Genomic DNA, 16,263 nt, shown 5'->3' on the forward strand with positions numbered 1-16,263 from the left:
ACACTAAGGGATGTGAGCTTAAAAGGTGCCAGCCATTTTTGTTTCATCCACTTCCCGTCACATAAGAAAAATACCTGCTCTTTTCAAGGAAAGAGCAAGTATTTTGATTAAAAACCGTTATTCTTTGAAACGGATTGAAACCAGTATCCGCTTTTCTTAATCGTTCGTTTCCCGTCTTTTTGAAGATCGACTGAGACAAATCCATAACGATTTTTATATGCATTCGACCAGGACCAGTTGTCCATAAAGGTCCATAGATGATAGCCTTTCACATTGCTTCCTTCTTGAATAGCTCGATGAACCCATTTGAGATGCTCAGAAATAAAGTCAATGCGGTAATCGTCATGAATCATTCCTTCTTCATCCTTAAACCGCTCTTCTCCTTCGACACCCATGCCATTTTCAGAAATAAAACATTCAATATTATCATAGTCTGTTTGGACTTTTTTCAATATGTCATAAATGCCCTTTTCATAGATTTCCCAGCCTCGATACACATTCATTTTTCTTCCCGGCATCTCAAAAGAATCAAAATAATGGTTCGGCATAAATGGTGCTTGAGGGTGCGGCATATGCTCTTTCGCTTTCACTCTTCTTGGCTGATAATAGTTGATGCCAAGAAGATCAATCGTATTCTCTCGAATGAGCTCAAGGTCCCCTTCTTCCATACTTGGCATAAAGCCTTCTTTCTTTAAGACTTCTACTAGCTTTTCCGGGAAATGCCCCTTCACCGCAGGATCTAAGAAGGAACGGTTAAAGAAAGCATCGGCCATCTCTGCTGCTTCTACATCGCGCGGATGCTGGCTTCGCGGGTACGAAGGAGTCAGGTTTAGGATGATGCCAATCTTACCGCCTTGCTGCAGCTTTTTATAAGCCGCAATCGCCTTCGCATTTGATAAAAGTTCATGAAAACCGACCTGTACAGCCTTTTGGAAATCGACTTCGTTTGGATAATGAAAGCTATACATATATCCGCCTTCTACAGGCACAATCGGTTCGTTATGGGTAAACCATTTTTTCACCCGGTCACCAAATAATTGGAAGCATAATGCCGCATAGCTGACATAGTCGTCGACCACCTGTCTGTTCACCCAGCCGCCCTTCTCCTGAAGCGCCATTGGCATATCGAAATGGTATAGGTTCACAAATGGCTCGATATCATGTGCAATGAGTTCATTGATCACATCATTGTAAAAAGACACCGCTTCTTCATTGACGGCACCTGTTCCTTCAGGTAAGAGGCGTGACCATGAAATCGACAGCCGAAATGAATTGTGGCCAATTTCTTTCATGAGACGGATATCCTCTTTATATTTTCGATAAAATTGAGATGTCACGTCCGGCCCTACGCCATCAAAAAAACGAGTCGGCTCTTGTTCAAACCAATGATCCCAAATGTTCGGTCCCTTTCCATCGCCGGGGACGCTCCCTTCTGTTTGCGTCGCAGAAGCAGAAGATCCCCACCAGAAACCTTCTGGGAATGTATATGATTGCTTGTTAGTTTCCATCGACATGTATTGAGTCTCCTTCGCCTTTGATATTTGCTGCCTTCGTTTTTTCTGTTGTCGTTATTTTTTCATTTTTCACATTCATACGGTCAATAAATTTCAGGAACGGGAACCAAATGACAAACACAATCATCAGGTTAAACAGCTGAAGCAGACCGCCCGCTAGTGAATTTGTTGCCATCATTCCGCTAATAAAGATCGGTACTGTCCATGGGATATTCACGCCTGTCGGCGGCGGTACAATGCCTGATGCCATCGCAAAATAAGTAATACATGTAATGACCATTGGCGCCAAAATCCACGGAATGAGAATAAGCGGATTCATGACAATCGGTAAACCGAAGATAATCGGTTCATTGACGTTAAATAATCCTGGTCCTAAGCCAAGCTTGGCTACTTGTTTTAATTGCTTACTTTTCAGGAAAATTAAAATCGTAAACACAACAGCAAGCGTCATACCGGTTCCACCCATTCCAACCGTATAAATTTCAATAAACTGCTTGCTGATGATATTAGGAACCTCACCTGTTTTTGTATAGCTTTCTAGGTTTTGTATGGACAATGTATTCCAAATCGGATCCATGACAGAGTTGATAATAATTTGGCCATGGAGCCCAAAGAACCAAAGAATTTGTATAAAGAAAACAGCGATCAACGTCGGAATGATACCGCTTCCAAGACCGACAAGCGGCGCCTGAATGGCATGATAAATCAAATCATGCATATTTGTTTTGAAGCCTTGTGTAATGATGATATTAATGAACAAAAAGGTTGTAAGTGTCAAAGTAGCCGGGATCAGTGCAGCAAAAGACTTGGAAACAGCTGGCGGAACCCCTTGCGGCATATTGATCACAAATTTCTTCTGGACAAAATAACGATAAATTTCAGCAGACAAAAAGCCTGTGATCATTCCTAGGAACATTCCCTTTGCACCTAAACGATCAACTGGGATAACGCCTGCAATCGTTGCACCGCCTTCTTGTTCTAGTAAAAACGGAGTTAGAAGCAAGAAAGAGGCTAAAGCAATCACGCCGCCAAAGACAGCTTCTACATCATAGCTTTTTGATAAATAGTAGCCGATCCCAAATACAACAAACACACTCATAATGCTGATGGTCGCACTCGGTGCGATATTCAGTGCAGACTGGACGCCTTCCAGTACGGTTTTACTCATGATTTTATCTAAAAATGGCAAATTCATCAGCACAACCATAATGGAACCAAAGATGGTGAGCGGGAACGCAAGCATAAAGGCATCACGTAAAACGCCTAAATAGCGGTTGTTGTTCAATCTCCCAGCAATCGGAACCAAAATGGCACTTATTTTATCAAACATTGGTTTCCCCCCTTGTTTACACCCTTTATTGTTTAAGCGATTGGAATATCGGCAGGAGCTCTCCCACAAGCTCCTTGATGGTAATGGTCGACATTAAGTGATCTTCAGCGTGCATGAGCAGTAAGGAAAAGGATGCCCTTTCTCCGCCTGCCTCTTTCTGCACGAGTTGAAAATGGATGTCATGTGCAAGCCGTAAATCTTCTTCCGCTTCTTTCATAAGATCAAAAGCTTCTTCTTCTAGACCTTCTCGATATTGTTTTAGAGCCTGAAGCAATTTGCTGCGTGCATTCCCGCTGTGTAAGATCAATTGAAAGCTCACTTGTTCCTCCGTGAGCCCTTCGAGTGTTTTCTTTTCCATCCTTTAAGATTCCCCCATCAATGTAAGTGCCTGTTCATACGCTTTTTGTCCATCGGCAAGCCCGTATGCCTGCATATCAATGACCTCTACCTCAATCCCGTATTTTGTTGCTTCTTTTTGGAGGTCTCCTTTTAAAAAGCTCATTTGCGGTCCGATTAACACAACATCTGCATTCGCCATTTCTTTTTTTGCTTGATCTTGACCAACTGCCCAAATTTCTGCTTCGTCCCCAATTGAATCGGCATGTGCTTTCATCTTTGTCACTAGTAAACTCGTAGACATTCCCGAACTGCATGCTAATAAAATACGTTTCATTTCTCTCACCCCATTGTTGTAATAAAAGCGCTTCCAATTAATATTATATATTTTTATTTTTAAATGTCTAGACATTTAATTTCATTTGTCTGTATTTAATATAAAAAAAGAGCGTATTGTACGCTCGTTCAGATTGTTGACAAAGGGCTAAAATGCTTGATTTTAGCCCTTTGTCTTCTTTTCAGCCTGATAGAAAACCTTTGCAGCCCTAGGAAGGACGAGCACAGGAGCGGAGCGAATTTGACATTCGTGAGCACCGGAGCGCAGACCTGACACCGAATGCGAGGGTTTGTCTACACGCTGAAAGAGCGTATTTTACGCTCTTTGTCTTCATTGTCTTATCCTTTTCCTGCCTGGAACCCAGGATACTTTGTCATGCCGCCGTCTACATATAACGTCAGGCCTGTGACATAGCTCGCCTCTTTTGATGCCAGCCAGACAGCACATGCTGCCACTTCTTCTGGCTTTCCAATATAACCGATTGGAATCAGCTCAATCACGCCTTTTTTCAATGCTGGATCATCGAATTTCTCCGCATTAATCGGGGTATCAATGGCGCCAGGTGCAATGCTGTTTACACGGATTTTTTTAGGGGCATATTCAAGCGCCAATGTTTCTGTCAAAAGCTTTGCCCCTCCTTTACTGGCTGCATAATGCACGAAATGAGGCCAAGGAATTTGCTGATGAACCGACGACATATTAATGATCGAACCTTCTATCCCATGATCTGTCATATACTTCAGTGCATCACGGCACCCTAGAAACATGCCTGTTAAATTGGTAGACATCACTTTGTTCCAATTATCCAGCGTCATTTCGGTAGAAGGTACTTCATTTTCAATGCCTGCGTTATTGATCATCACATCAAGACTGCCAAATGTATCAACAGCTTTATCAATCATCGCCTGCATATCCTCTTCCTTTGATACGTCTCCCTTGATTTTCACAGCCTGTCCGCCATGTTTTTGAATTTCTGCAATGGTATCATCCGGATTTTCTTTATCGGAGAAGTAATTGATCACCACATTGGCTTTTTCTTGTCCAAATCGGCGGGCCATCGCTTGACCAATCCCTGTACCTGCACCTGTAATCAGAACTGTTTTTCCTTCTAAATCTGGATACATTCGTGTAACCTCCTATTTTGTAAAGCCTAGCAGTACACCGCCTGCAATAATCATCAAGCAGCCTGCAATGACAAAGCTTTTTCTAGATGCTTTCTCTTTTAATAAGTAAATGCCGCCTAGTGTTGAGATAACAATCCCTGTTTGTGACATCGAAAAGCTTACGGCTACGCCGATTAATGGAATGGCCAAAAGCAGACCAAGATTTCCTGTTGACCAAACAAGACCGGCAATGATATTTCTAAACGTATATTTACTAAATGGGTCCTGCTTTAAACTAATCGCTAAGGATGAAAGCAGCATGCCGACGGATTGCGGGACAAGTGCAGACCAGCCATCAATATCAAACCATCTTAAAATGACGACATATCCGACGTAGCCAACGGTTGAGATGAGCAGAATAATAATCCCTTTTTTAAAATTGCCTCTGCCATCCCCCCCGCCGCCATTCTTTTTTTGACCGAGCGATGTCATCACAACACCTGCAATAATCAGTAAAATGGCGCAAGAACCAATGAGTATGACCGTCATCGTCTGCCATTCTTTGAAGACCATGACACCAAATAGCGTTGTGCTCACAAGCTGCATGCCCGTTGATAAAGGAACCGCTTTAGATACACCGAGAAAAGCAACACTTGAAAGCTGATTCATTTGTCCAATACTCCAGAAGATGCCTGAAATGACGGAAACCGCAAAAATAAGCGGTGTCAGCTCTGGCATTTTGATGAGAAACGCTGCAATCGAAAATAAAAATGCGCCGAGCGTAATGCCGAGGGTTTGCTGATACGCATTCCCGCCTAGTTTGACACTGATGAGAACAATACTTCCCCAAAATATCGCTGGGAGAAGTGCATATAAAATGCCCACTTCTATCCCTACTTTCTTGTCTTTTTTACATAGCATCCCTCTTTTTCACATTTTTAGCCGAAAAGATACAAACAAAAAAACCTTACCAAAGGTAAGGTTTTTCAGTCGTTCTCTATTTATTTCATCCATTCAGTATGGAATACGCCTTCTTTATCTGTGCGCTCATACGTATGTGCACCGAAATAGTCACGCTGTGCTTGAATTAAATTCGCTGGAAGGACAGCTGTGCGATAGCTATCAAAGTAAGCAAGTGCACTTGAGAATGAAGGAACAGGAACTCCTTGTTCCACTGCAAGTGAAATGACTTTACGAAGTGATGACTGATAGTTTTGAGCAATATCCTTAAAGTATGGATCAAGCAATAGGTTTTTCAGTTCAGGATTACGGTCATATGCTTCTTTAATTTGTTGTAAGAAGGCTGCACGAATGATACATCCGCCGCGGAAGATCATCGCAATTTCACCGTATTTTAAATCCCAGTTATATTCATCAGACGCTGCTTTCATTTGCGCAAAGCCTTGTGCGTAAGAGCAGATTTTACTCATGAATAGGGCTTTTCTAACCGCTTCGATCAGCTCTTGTTTATTCTCAGCTGATTGCGCTGGCTCAGGACCTTCGATCAATTGACTTGCTTCCACACGCTCATCTTTCATTGCAGAAATGTAGCGCGCAAAAACAGACTCAGTAATGATTGGAAGCGGGACACCTAGATCAAGTGAGCTTTTGCTTGTCCATTTTCCAGTTCCTTTTTGACCAGCTTTATCTAAGATCACATCCACAAGCGGCTGGTTTGTTTCTTCATCCACTTTTGTGAAAATGTCAGCTGTAATTTCGATTAAATAGCTGTCAAGCTCGCCCTTATTCCACTCTGAGAATACTTCATGAAGCTCCGCTGCTGACAAACCAGCAACATGCTTCAAGATAAAGTATGATTCAGAGATCAATTGCATATCTCCGTACTCGATACCGTTATGAACCATTTTGACATAATGTCCTGCTCCATCTGGGCCGATATACGTTGTACAAGGCTCGCCATCTACTTTCGCAGAGATCGCTTCTAAGATTGGTTTCACTAGCTCATGCGCTTCTTTTTGACCGCCTGGCATGATGGAAGGGCCTTTTAGCGCGCCTTCTTCACCGCCGGAAACACCTGTACCAATGAAGTGAATACCACTCTCTGCAAGCTCTTGGTTACGTCTTTGTGTATCCTTGTAATATGTATTTCCACCATCAATTAAAATGTCACCTTTCTCTAGGTGAGGAAGTAATGATTGAATGGTTGCATCTGTTGCTGCACCAGCTTTTACCATTAAAAGAATTTTACGCGGTGTTTCAAGCGACTGAACAAATTCTTCGATGCTGTATGTGCCAACAACGTTTTTTCCTTCTGCTTCTTGAAGAAACTCTTCTGTTTTGCTGCTAGATCTGTTATAAACGGATACGGAGAAACCGCGGCTTTCAATATTGAGGGCAAGGTTTTTCCCCATAACGGCTAGTCCAACCACACCGATTTGTTGTTTTGACATAATTCTGACGTCCCTTCTAACACACTATATTGATTACTGCTGAAATGATGTACCCTTTGAAATTACCACAACATCACCTCTTTTATCAAGTTTTCAGGCTAGTCATTTCCTCTTTCGTCCTGAAAAAAATCTTTATTAAAACTTGTCCCGCTTGTTTTGCTCTCTTTTTCCTTAATGGTGATCCCTCTTTGCACCAATGACTTTCCATATTTTTCTTTCAGTCCATCTAAAATGGTTTGGAGGGGCTCTTCTTTTGCATCTTCTGTATATGAAAATAAATCAAGCTGTTTAACAGCTGCTTTTCGTTCGACAAGGTCTGTCCCCGTCACACCTAAGAGCCTCACTGGCTGGTCATTCCAATGTTTAAGGAATAACTGCTTTGCCGCTTCAAATATATCTTCCTTTCGATCCGTTGGATTCGTGAGCATGACACTTCGCGTGATATTTTTCCAGCTTGCATACCGAATCATGATGAGCAGACGATTTGCCATCACTTCTTTTCTCCTTAACCTTGCACTCACAGATTGTGACAGCTTATCAATTAACGTGACAAGTTCATCTGAATCATCCGAATCATGAGGCAGAGTGGATGAATTGCCGACGGATTTAAATTCGTATATTCTTTCTGGGTCCACGATGCCGTCATGTTCACCATTCGCCTTTTGCTTTAATCTCGGTCCATTAATGCCAAGCAATTCTTTTAGCGTATACTCATTCGCTTTCGCTAAGTCTTCAATAGTATGAATTCCGATTTTTTTTAATTTATCTGCCGTTTTTTGTCCAACCCCATGCATGTCACCAGCAGGGAGCGGCCAGAGCATATTCGGAACATCTCGTTTACGCAATATGGTGATGCCCATTGGCTTTTTCCAATTAGACGCCATTTTCGCTAAAAATTTATTCGGTGCAATGCCGATACTTGAAGGTAGCATCAGCTCCTCTACAAGCCTTGTTTGAATATCATGAGCCGTTTTTACCGCATGCTCGGCATATGGTGTATGCGTTAAATCAATATAGCCCTCATCAATCGATACAGGTTCAACTAAATCACTGTATTCTCTTAGTATTGTAAACATCTCTTGTGAGGAGCTGCGGTATCGGTCAAAGTTCGGTGTGCGGACAATGAGTCCCGGACATAGCCGCTTCGCCTCCCATAAGGGCATCGGGGGCTTCACACCTAGTGCTCTTGCCTCGTAGCTGCACGTCACAACAATCCCTTTACGCTCTTTTGCATTTCCGCTGATGGCTAAAGGTTTCCCCCGCAAAGAAGGATCATACGCCATTTCTACATTGGCATAAAAAGCATTCATGTCTATATGAAAAATAATATTTGACATTGGCATAACCCCATTTTCTTGTCTACCTGTATTTTGATCAGCTGTTTCCTCATATATCAAACATGATGGATCCCTTTTATGCTCAATTATACATTGATTTATTTCATCTTTCCTCAAAAAAACCTTCTCTAAAAAAGAGAAGGTTCCAGATTGTTGACAAAGGGCTAAATTGATCTTGATTTTAGCCCTTTGTCTTCTTTTCAGCGTGATCAAAAACCTTGGCAGCCCTAGGAAGGACGAGCATCGGAGCGCAGGACTGACACCGAATGCGAGGGTTTGTCTGCGCGCTGGGTTTCACGTTCATTTACACTTTTTCTTCAAGTATACCATGTTGATATTGAATGTCCTCATATGTGAATACTTCATTTTTTTGATGATATAATTGTTTCACAACCGGAGTGGGCTGTTGATTAAAATTCATACTCAAACTTTGATTGGAGTAGTGTCCAGCCGGATCAATATAATACTTGTAATCAATGACTCTTTCTACATCAATTTCAGCGTAAGCAATTCCCTCTGTTTCAGCTGGAACCATATCACTGATCGGTTCCCCATCCGGCCCGTAAATGCACGTATGCCCGCTCTTAAATGTTTCAAAGTAATCTCTTTGCTCCTGCGTTAAGCAAATCATCTCTTTCATTTCTTCCGTATATATAGATGAAGTCATCAGCACAAATGTCTGTGTCGCGATGGCATAATATCTGCTTGAAATTTCATCGTCAAAATAACCTGGCCAAGAGGCTACATGTACCTGCTCATTTTGGGCATTCATCGCCATAAGATCAAGTGGAACTTGATGCTCCCAGCACATTAATCCGCCAAGGTTTCCAATGTCAGTTTGAAACACCGGCATCATACTTCCACTTCCGTCCCCCCAAATGAGTCTTTCTGCTACAGAAGCTCTCATTTTCCGATGTTTTCCAATTAAATCCCCATTCGGATTAAACCAAAGCTGAGCTAAATAGAGAGAGCCGCCATCTTTTTCACTGCATGATATACAAACGTACGTTTCATTTCTTTTTGCTGCCTCACTGATTTTTTGAATGGCTAAGCTAGGGATTTCAACTGCATTTTTATATAATTCATGATAGAACTTTCTCGTGTATTCTGGATGACCAATAAAAGCAAACCAAGGATAACCAGGTAAAAATGCTTCTGGGAATGCCACAAGCTTTGCACCATTTGAAGCTGCCTCGTCGATCAGATCACATGATTTCTCAACGGTTGCTTCCAAATTTAAATAGACAGGTGCTGCTTGTACCGCAGCTGCTCGAAACTTTGGGTAAATACTTGTCATATTCAAAACCTCCATTTCTTTTCATCCCCCTCATTATAGGATAGGAAATATGAAGTTTGGATGACATTTACTATTTTATACAAAATAAGGAATTTTATTTAATATAGAAAACACGTGGTTCTGTTAGACATTTAACCATGTGTATAGTACACTGTGAGTAATGAAATGGATGTGATAATCATGATTATTGATACATTCAATGAAGTCTTTTTCCTTGTTGAATTCTTTACGATTATTCTTCCAGCGCTGACGGCCATCGGCATTGCGTTTTTACTAAAAGACTGCCGTATGAACGAACACCTTGGTGGACATCGTTTGGAAGAGTTGGACGCATCTTGCTTGAATCGAACAGACTTTCTGTTTATCATATATGATCGCATTACAACTTGGATTAGTAAAGTCATTCGAATGAAAAGATCATCTAATGATGATGAAGACCATTCGCTTCCTCTCACTAATTAAATTTTTTAATCATGAGGAGGAAACGAATTGAAACGTTTATTGACTGTTTTTACGACTTTATGTTTGATGATGATTGCGTCACCTGCATTTGCAGCGAGTGCGCAAACGAATACGAGCTCTGATGGGTTTTTCCATCATTATTTTGTTCAGCCTTTTTCTGAGCTGATCATTTGGCTTGCGAACTTTTTCCATGATGATTATGGTTTATCCATTATGTTTGTCACCTTGATTGTCCGCCTGCTGATTTTCCCGCTTTTTGCGAATCAATTTAAGAAGCAAAGAGTCATGCAGGAAAAAATGGCACTGGTGAAACCTCAGATTGACCAAATACAAAGCAAATTGAAGAAAACGAAAGATCCTGAAAAACAAAAAGAACTGCAAATGGAAATGATGAAAGTATATAAAGAGAACAATGTGAACCCGCTGGCAATGGGCTGTCTGCCTATGCTGATTCAAATTCCAATTGTTCTTGGCTTTTACTCAGCAATCCGCTCAACACCTGAGATCGCAACTCATACGTTCTTATGGTTTAACTTAGGACAAACCGATTTATTGGTGGCAGTCTTTGCAGGGGCTATGTATTTCTTGCAATTTTATGTCACGCAAAAATATGCGAAGCAATCAGGCACCCAGACAGAGGCTGCGCTGAAGCAAGCGAAAGTAATGGGCATGATTTTCCCAATCATGATGCTGTTTCTTTCAATTAATGCACCCGCTGCTCTTCCTTTATACTGGATGACAAGCGGACTACTACTCACGATACAAACAATTATTTTAAATGTCATGTACCAAAAATCAAAAACGAAAGCTGCGGCTAACGAACAAGCCAAACCAGCTGCTGAATAAAAATAAACCCCTTATCTTTAGATAAGGGGCTTTTCATTATGCCAACTCTTCTTTCAACCGGTCTGGCAATTGATCGAGGTCCTCAATTTTCCCAAGGAACTTATTTGGGTCCACTTGTAAAATCATTTTGTTTTCTCTCTCCACAACGCCGAAGAAATATTCAGAGGCCTTCGTGTTCATATGAAATGGCTTGATCTCGCTCTGCTCGATATCGATGATATCTTTTGCATCTGAGACAAGACAGCCAATCATTTGATCGTTAACTTCAAATAACAGCACCTTTGACTGCTCGTTCACATCAAGAGGCTTTCCGTGAAGCATCACGCCTGTATCACTGACAGGAATGACCTCTCCTCTTAATGACATCAGGCCTTTAATTTCTTTTGGAAGATTCGATACTTCTTGTAAGTAAGGGACCTTTTCAATCGAACGAATATGCTCTACACTGATGCCAAACTCCTCTTGTCCCACCTGAAAAATAATAATCTTTTGCGTGCTCACAGAGTCTCCTGCCTTTACGATGGATTTGTCGTTTCTTCGATAATGGCGAGAACCATTTCAGCTGTTTTGACTAATTCTTCAATCGGCATTTTCTCATTTTTCGTATGAATATCTTCATATCCAACAGCTAGGTTGACAGTTGGGACGCCGTTGCCTGCAATGACGTTTGCATCACTGCCTCCGCCGCTCGTCTGCAGTTCTGAAGGACGGCCAATTTTTGCTGCCGCTTTTTTCGCCACTTCTACGACTTGATCGCCGTGTGAGAATTTGAAGCCTGGATACATGATGTCAATTTGTACATCGGCACTTCCGCCCATTTCTTTAGCGGTTTTTTCAAAGGCTTCTTTCATCTTCGCTACTTGAGCTTCCATTTTTGCTGGTTCTAAAGAGCGTGCTTCCGCCAAAATATCGACTTGATCGCACACAATATTCGTTTGTGTTCCGCCTTCAAAACGGCCGATATTCGCCGTTGTTTCTTCATCAATACGGCCAAGCGGCATGCTGGCAATTGCTTTTGATGCAATGGTAATCGCAGACACACCTTTTTCCGGCGCGACACCTGCGTGAGCAGTTTTTCCGTAAATCGTTGCGCGTACTTTTGCCTGTGTTGGTGCAGCTACGATAATCGTACCAACCTTGCCATCTGAATCAAGGGCATAGCCGTATTTCGCTGTCATCAAATTCGGATCTAACGCTTTTGCTCCAACAAGTCCTGATTCTTCACCTGCTGTGATCACAAATTCAATTGTTCCATGCGGTAAATTTTTCTCTTTCAGCACGCGGATCGCCTCAAACATAGCAGCAAGTCCTGTTTTATCGTCAGCGCCAAGAATGGTTGTTCCATCTGTTTTCACATAGCCGTCCTCAATGACTGGTTTTACGCCATTCCCCGGTACAACTGTATCCATATGAGAAGTGAAATAAATCGTATCTGCCTCTTGATTTCCTTCTAATGTGCAGACAAGGTTGCCTGCGCCGTGGCCTGTTACCGCTTTTGAATCGTCTTCAACCACTTTTAGACCAAGCTGCGAGAATTTTTCTTTTAGGACTTCAACAATTTTCTCTTCGTGTTTTGTTTCTGAATCAATCTGAACTAATTCTAAAAATTCGTCTAGTAAGCGTTTTTCATTGATCATAATGATGCTCCTCCTCTTATAGCGGCATGTTGCCATGCTTTTTTAACGGTCTATCTTCTTCCTTACTGCGAAGCACATCAAATGAGCGGATCAATCGCTCTCTCGTTTCAGCCGGCATGAAAATATCGTCTATCAGACCTGCCTGAGCCGCTTTCCATACACTTGGTTTGTTCTCAGTCTCGCGCGAAGCAGGATGAACGATTTCGTCTGCGAACGTTTTCCCCATGACATCAATTTCGGCCTCTGGCCATGCATAAACAAAGTCAGCGCCTAAGCCCTTGCTATTCATCGCGACATATGCACCGCCAAACGCCTTTCTTAAAATCACAGTGATTTTTGGAACGGTTGCTTCAGCGTACGCATATAAAAGCTTTGCACCGTGGCGGATAATTCCCGCATGCTCGGCTTTCTCCCCTGGTAAAAAACCAGGAACGTCCACAAGGGTTAAGATCGGAATATGAAATGCATCGCAAAATCGAATAAACCTGGCCGCTTTATCGGCCGCGTCAAGATCAAGGCTGCCTGCCAGCACCTTTGGCTGATTGGCAACAACACCAATGGAAGCTCCTTGTAGTCTGGCAAAACCAGTGACAATATTTTTTGAGAAACAAGGCTGCGTTTCAAAGAATGAGTCTGGATCGGTTATCGCTGTCACCACTTGTTTGACATCATAGGTGCGTGATGGATCCTTTGGCAAAATGCTGCCTGGATCAGCGGTATCTTGCTTTCGTGCTTCAGCCTGCATGACAGCCTGTTGTTTCGTTGGTATGTACGTTAAAAGAGTTCGAACCGCTTTTAACACGTCCTTCTCATCTTCCCCAGTATAGTGCACATTTCCGCTTGTCTGATGCTGAACACTTGCACCGCCAAGACGGTCAGGACAGACCGTTTCTCCTGTTGCCTTTTCTATTACTTTCGGACCAGTTAAAAACATATGAGCTGTTTGCTCTGTCATGAAGACAAAATCAGTCAATGCAGGAGAATAGACTGCACCTCCAGCACATGAACCTAAAATAACAGATATTTGCGGGATTAGACCAGAGTACAGCACATTCCGTTTAAAAATCTGTCCGTATCCTTCTAATGATACCACACCCTCTTGAATTCTCGCACCACCTGAGTCTTTTAGACCGATGACCGGCATCTGATTTTTAGCTGCCAGATCCATTAAAGAGGCTATTTTTTTCGCATGCATTTCGCCTAAAGAGCCCCCATATACGGTTGCATCTTGTGCATAAACACAGACAGGCTTACCATGAATGAGTCCCGTTCCAATGACGACACCGTCACCAACATGCTCTGACAGACCGCCTGTTGCAAATGACTGAATTTCCATCAGGCTGCCCTCGTCAAGAAGTTCATGCAGCCGCTCTCGAACCGTCAGCTTTCCTTTGCTTCTGTGAGCGGCTGCTCGTTTTTCGCCGCCGCCCATTAACGCTTTATTCCGCCATTCAGTCAAGTCATTGAACGATTCATTCATCGCAATGTTTCTCTCCTTTCAAGGACCCGCACAATTCAAATAACACACCTGACGTTTCTTTAGGTGAAATAAAGGCAATCTGCTTTCCGCCGGCGCCCATCTGTGCTGTTTTTTGGAGAAGCTGCACGCCAAGGTGATCGAGACGGCTAAGATCCATTTGAATGTCATCTGACTTTAACGCAATATGATGGAGCCCCTCTCCTCTTTTTGTTAAAAAGGTATGTAGTTTACTGCGGGCTGAGATGGGCTCAATTAATTCAATGTGCAGATCATCAAGTAAAGCGAAGGACGCTTTAATCTCCTGCTCAGGAATCTCTTGTATGTCTGAAAAATGCCAGTTAAATAGCTGATGAAGCGTTTGAGATGTTTCTTTAATAGAAAAGACGGCAATGGCAATATGATCGATTTGGTTCATCCGTTCACTTCCTTTGCTGATCACTTGTCGCATATGAAAAAACCAGATAAAATAAAGACAAGTGCGCTTGTCGCAAAAATCTTCGGTTATAGGGGTGCGATATGTCTCAAAAATTCATGAAATTTATGGTATTGCTTATGATTAGCCTGCTGTTAGTTTCTTCACTTTTAGCAGGAGCAGCAGCCTTTTTATAAGGTTTGAATAAAAGCAGACAAGCAGGTGATTCGCGATATCAACGAATGGCCTGTTTGTCTTTGGCAAGCTTTTCAAAAGAATCGCTTGAGGTTGTAATCCATACCTTTGTACCAATTGGAAGCTGATCAAACAATCGCTCTACATCTTGATTATGAAGCCTTACACAGCCTGCTGTGATAAATTTCCCAATCGAAGTTTCGTCACTCGTTCCGTGAATTCCGTAGGTTCTGCCATCTGTTCCTCGTGCATCGAATCCAATCCATCTTCGCCCAAGAGGATTATTTTTTGCACCCCCTTCAATATTCTTTCTTCTATAATAGGGGTCTTTCGCTTTGATCATAATCGTGAATTCACCTTCTGGCGTTAAATCCGCTGTTTTTCCTGTTGAAGCAGAATATACTTTTTGGATTTCTCCTTGATTAATGAAGGCAAGTTCATTCGTTTGTTTATTAATAATGACAAACGGGTCACCTGGCAGCGGGTTTTGTCCAAGCGGCCAGATTGGTGAAAGGGACATGGTCAGTACGGTATAAAATAAAAGACGCATAGGCTCCTCCTTTTTCATTAGATTGACCAATGAAGGAGGAACTCATGCGTCTCTATTCTTTCATCCCTTTAAAATAGCTTTTCAGCACTAAATATTGTTCCATTTCACCGAGGAAATGAAAGAGTGCCGCTCTTGCCTCAAATTCTTCTCTTGTTTGCGGGAGCGGAAGTGCATCGAACTCTTCTTTCATATCAATGAGACGTCTTAAAAACTTATGCGCTGTGTTCCCTGGGTGAATATGTTCGCGTAAGTCTCTAATGTATTCTGCAATGATTTGTCCATGCTCCGTTGTGACGGAAATCGACGTAATTTTAGGCAGCACACGCTCAATGATTTCAAATTGCTTTTGTCTCATGTTGAAGTAATGGTAATACAGGTTTTCATGTCTTAATACATGGTTTTCAACATCACGATATGCAAGAGCTTTCGCTTCTTTGATCAATTGATGTGTCTCTGGTATTTCTTTTCCTGTCCAGTCTTGTTTCCCTGTCATTAAGTATTGCTCGATTTCCTCAAAGATTTTAGCAAAGTTGGCTTCAATTTGTTCGCTGTAGCGTTTGAGCTTTTTATCAACACTTGGCATATAGAGGTTCATAATCAGCGCTACCCCTACACCAATGGTAATCAGCAGCAGTTCATTCCAAATGAGATGCAGGGTAATCCCGCCAGACATGTATAAATGGAGGATAATGACTGAACTTGTGACAATCCCTTCTTTAATTCGAAGCAGAACCGTTGTCGGAATAAAGACAAGCAGCATCAAACCGATCACAAAAGGATGATACCCAATCAGATCGAAAAATAAATAAGAAAATAAAATAGCAAGACTGCATGCTGCAAAGCGGGCTCCCGATGCTAACAGGGATCTTTTCTTTGTCACCTGAATACACAGGATCGTAATAATCCCGGCAGCTGAATAATTTTGCAAGCCAAGCAATTGTGCAATATAAATAGCGATCGCTGTTCCTAATGCTGTTTTCAGCGTTCGGTAGCCGATTTTAAACATGATGTGATTC

General features: G+C 42.1%; 18 protein-coding genes. 3 read left to right on the forward strand and 15 right to left on the reverse strand.

From position 1 onward, the window contains the following. Positions 1 to 107: 107 nt before the first annotated feature. The 9 genes from MHB69_RS10885 to MHB69_RS10925 form a co-directional block, all read right to left on the reverse strand. Entirely contained in the window at positions 108 to 1,514 is a 1,407-nt protein-coding gene (locus tag MHB69_RS10885) for a glycoside hydrolase family 1 protein (protein WP_034280300.1), read from the reverse strand. Next, positions 1,498 to 2,844: a PTS cellobiose transporter subunit IIC gene (gene celB, locus MHB69_RS10890; RefSeq protein ID WP_034280299.1), complete on the reverse strand. Its 1,347-nt coding sequence runs from the start codon at positions 2,842 to 2,844 to the stop codon at positions 1,498 to 1,500. Before celB ends, MHB69_RS10885 begins: the two co-directional genes overlap by 17 nt. 25 nt (positions 2,845 to 2,869) lie before the next feature. Further along, positions 2,870 to 3,202 (reverse strand): PTS lactose/cellobiose transporter subunit IIA, encoded by a 333-nt coding sequence (locus tag MHB69_RS10895; RefSeq protein WP_034280297.1) that lies wholly within the window; start codon positions 3,200 to 3,202, stop codon positions 2,870 to 2,872. A 3-nt stretch (positions 3,203 to 3,205) separates the two neighbouring features. After that, entirely contained in the window at positions 3,206 to 3,517 is a 312-nt protein-coding gene (locus tag MHB69_RS10900) for a PTS sugar transporter subunit IIB (protein WP_024422905.1), read from the reverse strand. A gap of 338 nt (positions 3,518 to 3,855) precedes the next feature. Then, a complete protein-coding gene (locus tag MHB69_RS10905; protein ID WP_034622353.1) occupies positions 3,856 to 4,641 on the reverse strand; it encodes an SDR family oxidoreductase in 786 nt (261 codons plus the stop codon). A gap of 12 nt (positions 4,642 to 4,653) precedes the next feature. Next, on the reverse strand, positions 4,654 to 5,505 hold the full coding sequence (locus MHB69_RS10910; protein WP_342496234.1) for a GRP family sugar transporter: 852 nt from the start codon (positions 5,503 to 5,505) through the stop codon (positions 4,654 to 4,656). A gap of 116 nt (positions 5,506 to 5,621) precedes the next feature. Further along, positions 5,622 to 7,031, reverse strand: a complete 1,410-nt coding sequence (gene gndA, locus MHB69_RS10915; RefSeq protein ID WP_034280291.1) for an NADP-dependent phosphogluconate dehydrogenase — start codon at positions 7,029 to 7,031, stop codon at positions 5,622 to 5,624. 98 nt (positions 7,032 to 7,129) lie between these two features. Beyond that, positions 7,130 to 8,374 carry a DNA polymerase IV gene (locus tag MHB69_RS10920; protein ID WP_034280775.1) on the reverse strand — a complete coding sequence of 415 codons (1,245 nt, stop codon included), beginning with the start codon at positions 8,372 to 8,374 and terminating at the stop codon, positions 7,130 to 7,132. Positions 8,375 to 8,672: 298 nt separating this feature from the next. Continuing rightward, positions 8,673 to 9,665, reverse strand: coding sequence for a carbon-nitrogen hydrolase family protein (locus MHB69_RS10925; RefSeq protein WP_342495554.1), 993 nt, complete (start codon positions 9,663 to 9,665; stop codon positions 8,673 to 8,675). A 180-nt stretch (positions 9,666 to 9,845) separates the two neighbouring features. Here MHB69_RS10925 and MHB69_RS10930 point away from each other — a divergent pair, with 180 nt between their 5' ends. Beyond that, positions 9,846 to 10,127: a hypothetical protein gene (locus tag MHB69_RS10930; RefSeq protein ID WP_024422910.1), complete on the forward strand. Its 282-nt coding sequence runs from the start codon at positions 9,846 to 9,848 to the stop codon at positions 10,125 to 10,127. A gap of 66 nt (positions 10,128 to 10,193) precedes the next feature. After that, positions 10,194 to 10,973 (forward strand): membrane protein insertase YidC, encoded by a 780-nt coding sequence (locus MHB69_RS10935; protein ID WP_046312291.1) that lies wholly within the window; start codon positions 10,194 to 10,196, stop codon positions 10,971 to 10,973. A gap of 36 nt (positions 10,974 to 11,009) precedes the next feature. Here the strand turns inward: MHB69_RS10935 and MHB69_RS10940 are convergent, their stop codons facing one another. Genes MHB69_RS10940 through mce form a run of 4 tightly spaced genes read right to left on the reverse strand, consistent with a single transcriptional unit; the run spans position 11,010 to position 14,505 of the window. Then, positions 11,010 to 11,474: a chemotaxis protein CheW gene (locus MHB69_RS10940; RefSeq protein WP_024422912.1), complete on the reverse strand. Its 465-nt coding sequence runs from the start codon at positions 11,472 to 11,474 to the stop codon at positions 11,010 to 11,012. Between the two features lie 14 nt (positions 11,475 to 11,488). Then, positions 11,489 to 12,610, reverse strand: coding sequence for a tripeptidase T (locus MHB69_RS10945; RefSeq protein WP_041117918.1), 1,122 nt, complete (start codon positions 12,608 to 12,610; stop codon positions 11,489 to 11,491). A gap of 16 nt (positions 12,611 to 12,626) precedes the next feature. Next, the gene (locus MHB69_RS10950; RefSeq protein WP_342495555.1) at positions 12,627 to 14,090 is read right to left on the reverse strand and encodes an acyl-CoA carboxylase subunit beta; all 1,464 of its coding nucleotides are present in this window, start codon (positions 14,088 to 14,090) and stop codon (positions 12,627 to 12,629) included. Further along, positions 14,083 to 14,505 carry a methylmalonyl-CoA epimerase gene (gene mce / locus MHB69_RS10955; RefSeq protein ID WP_342495556.1) on the reverse strand — a complete coding sequence of 141 codons (423 nt, stop codon included), beginning with the start codon at positions 14,503 to 14,505 and terminating at the stop codon, positions 14,083 to 14,085. The genes MHB69_RS10950 and mce overlap by 8 nt, the downstream gene beginning before the upstream one ends. Positions 14,506 to 14,606: 101 nt before the next feature. On the opposite strand from mce, the gene prli42 reads away from it, so the two are divergent. Then, positions 14,607 to 14,699, forward strand: coding sequence for a stressosome-associated protein Prli42 (prli42, locus tag MHB69_RS10960; RefSeq protein WP_149126490.1), 93 nt, complete (start codon positions 14,607 to 14,609; stop codon positions 14,697 to 14,699). Positions 14,700 to 14,737: 38 nt separating this feature from the next. On the opposite strand, the gene MHB69_RS10965 is transcribed toward prli42, so the two are convergent. Together MHB69_RS10965 and MHB69_RS10970 are read right to left on the reverse strand one after the other, a co-directional pair. Then, complete coding sequence (locus MHB69_RS10965; protein ID WP_342495557.1) at positions 14,738 to 15,247, reverse strand: L,D-transpeptidase; 510 nt, start codon at positions 15,245 to 15,247, stop codon at positions 14,738 to 14,740. Positions 15,248 to 15,299: 52 nt separating this feature from the next. Further along, on the reverse strand, positions 15,300 to 16,253 hold the full coding sequence (locus tag MHB69_RS10970) for an aromatic acid exporter family protein (RefSeq protein WP_024422917.1): 954 nt from the start codon (positions 16,251 to 16,253) through the stop codon (positions 15,300 to 15,302). Positions 16,254 to 16,263: the final 10 nt, after the last annotated feature.

It is taken from the genome of Bacillus sp. FSL K6-0994, from assembly GCF_038630815.1.
Classification (GTDB): domain Bacteria; phylum Bacillota; class Bacilli; order Bacillales; family Bacillaceae; genus Bacillus; species Bacillus safensis.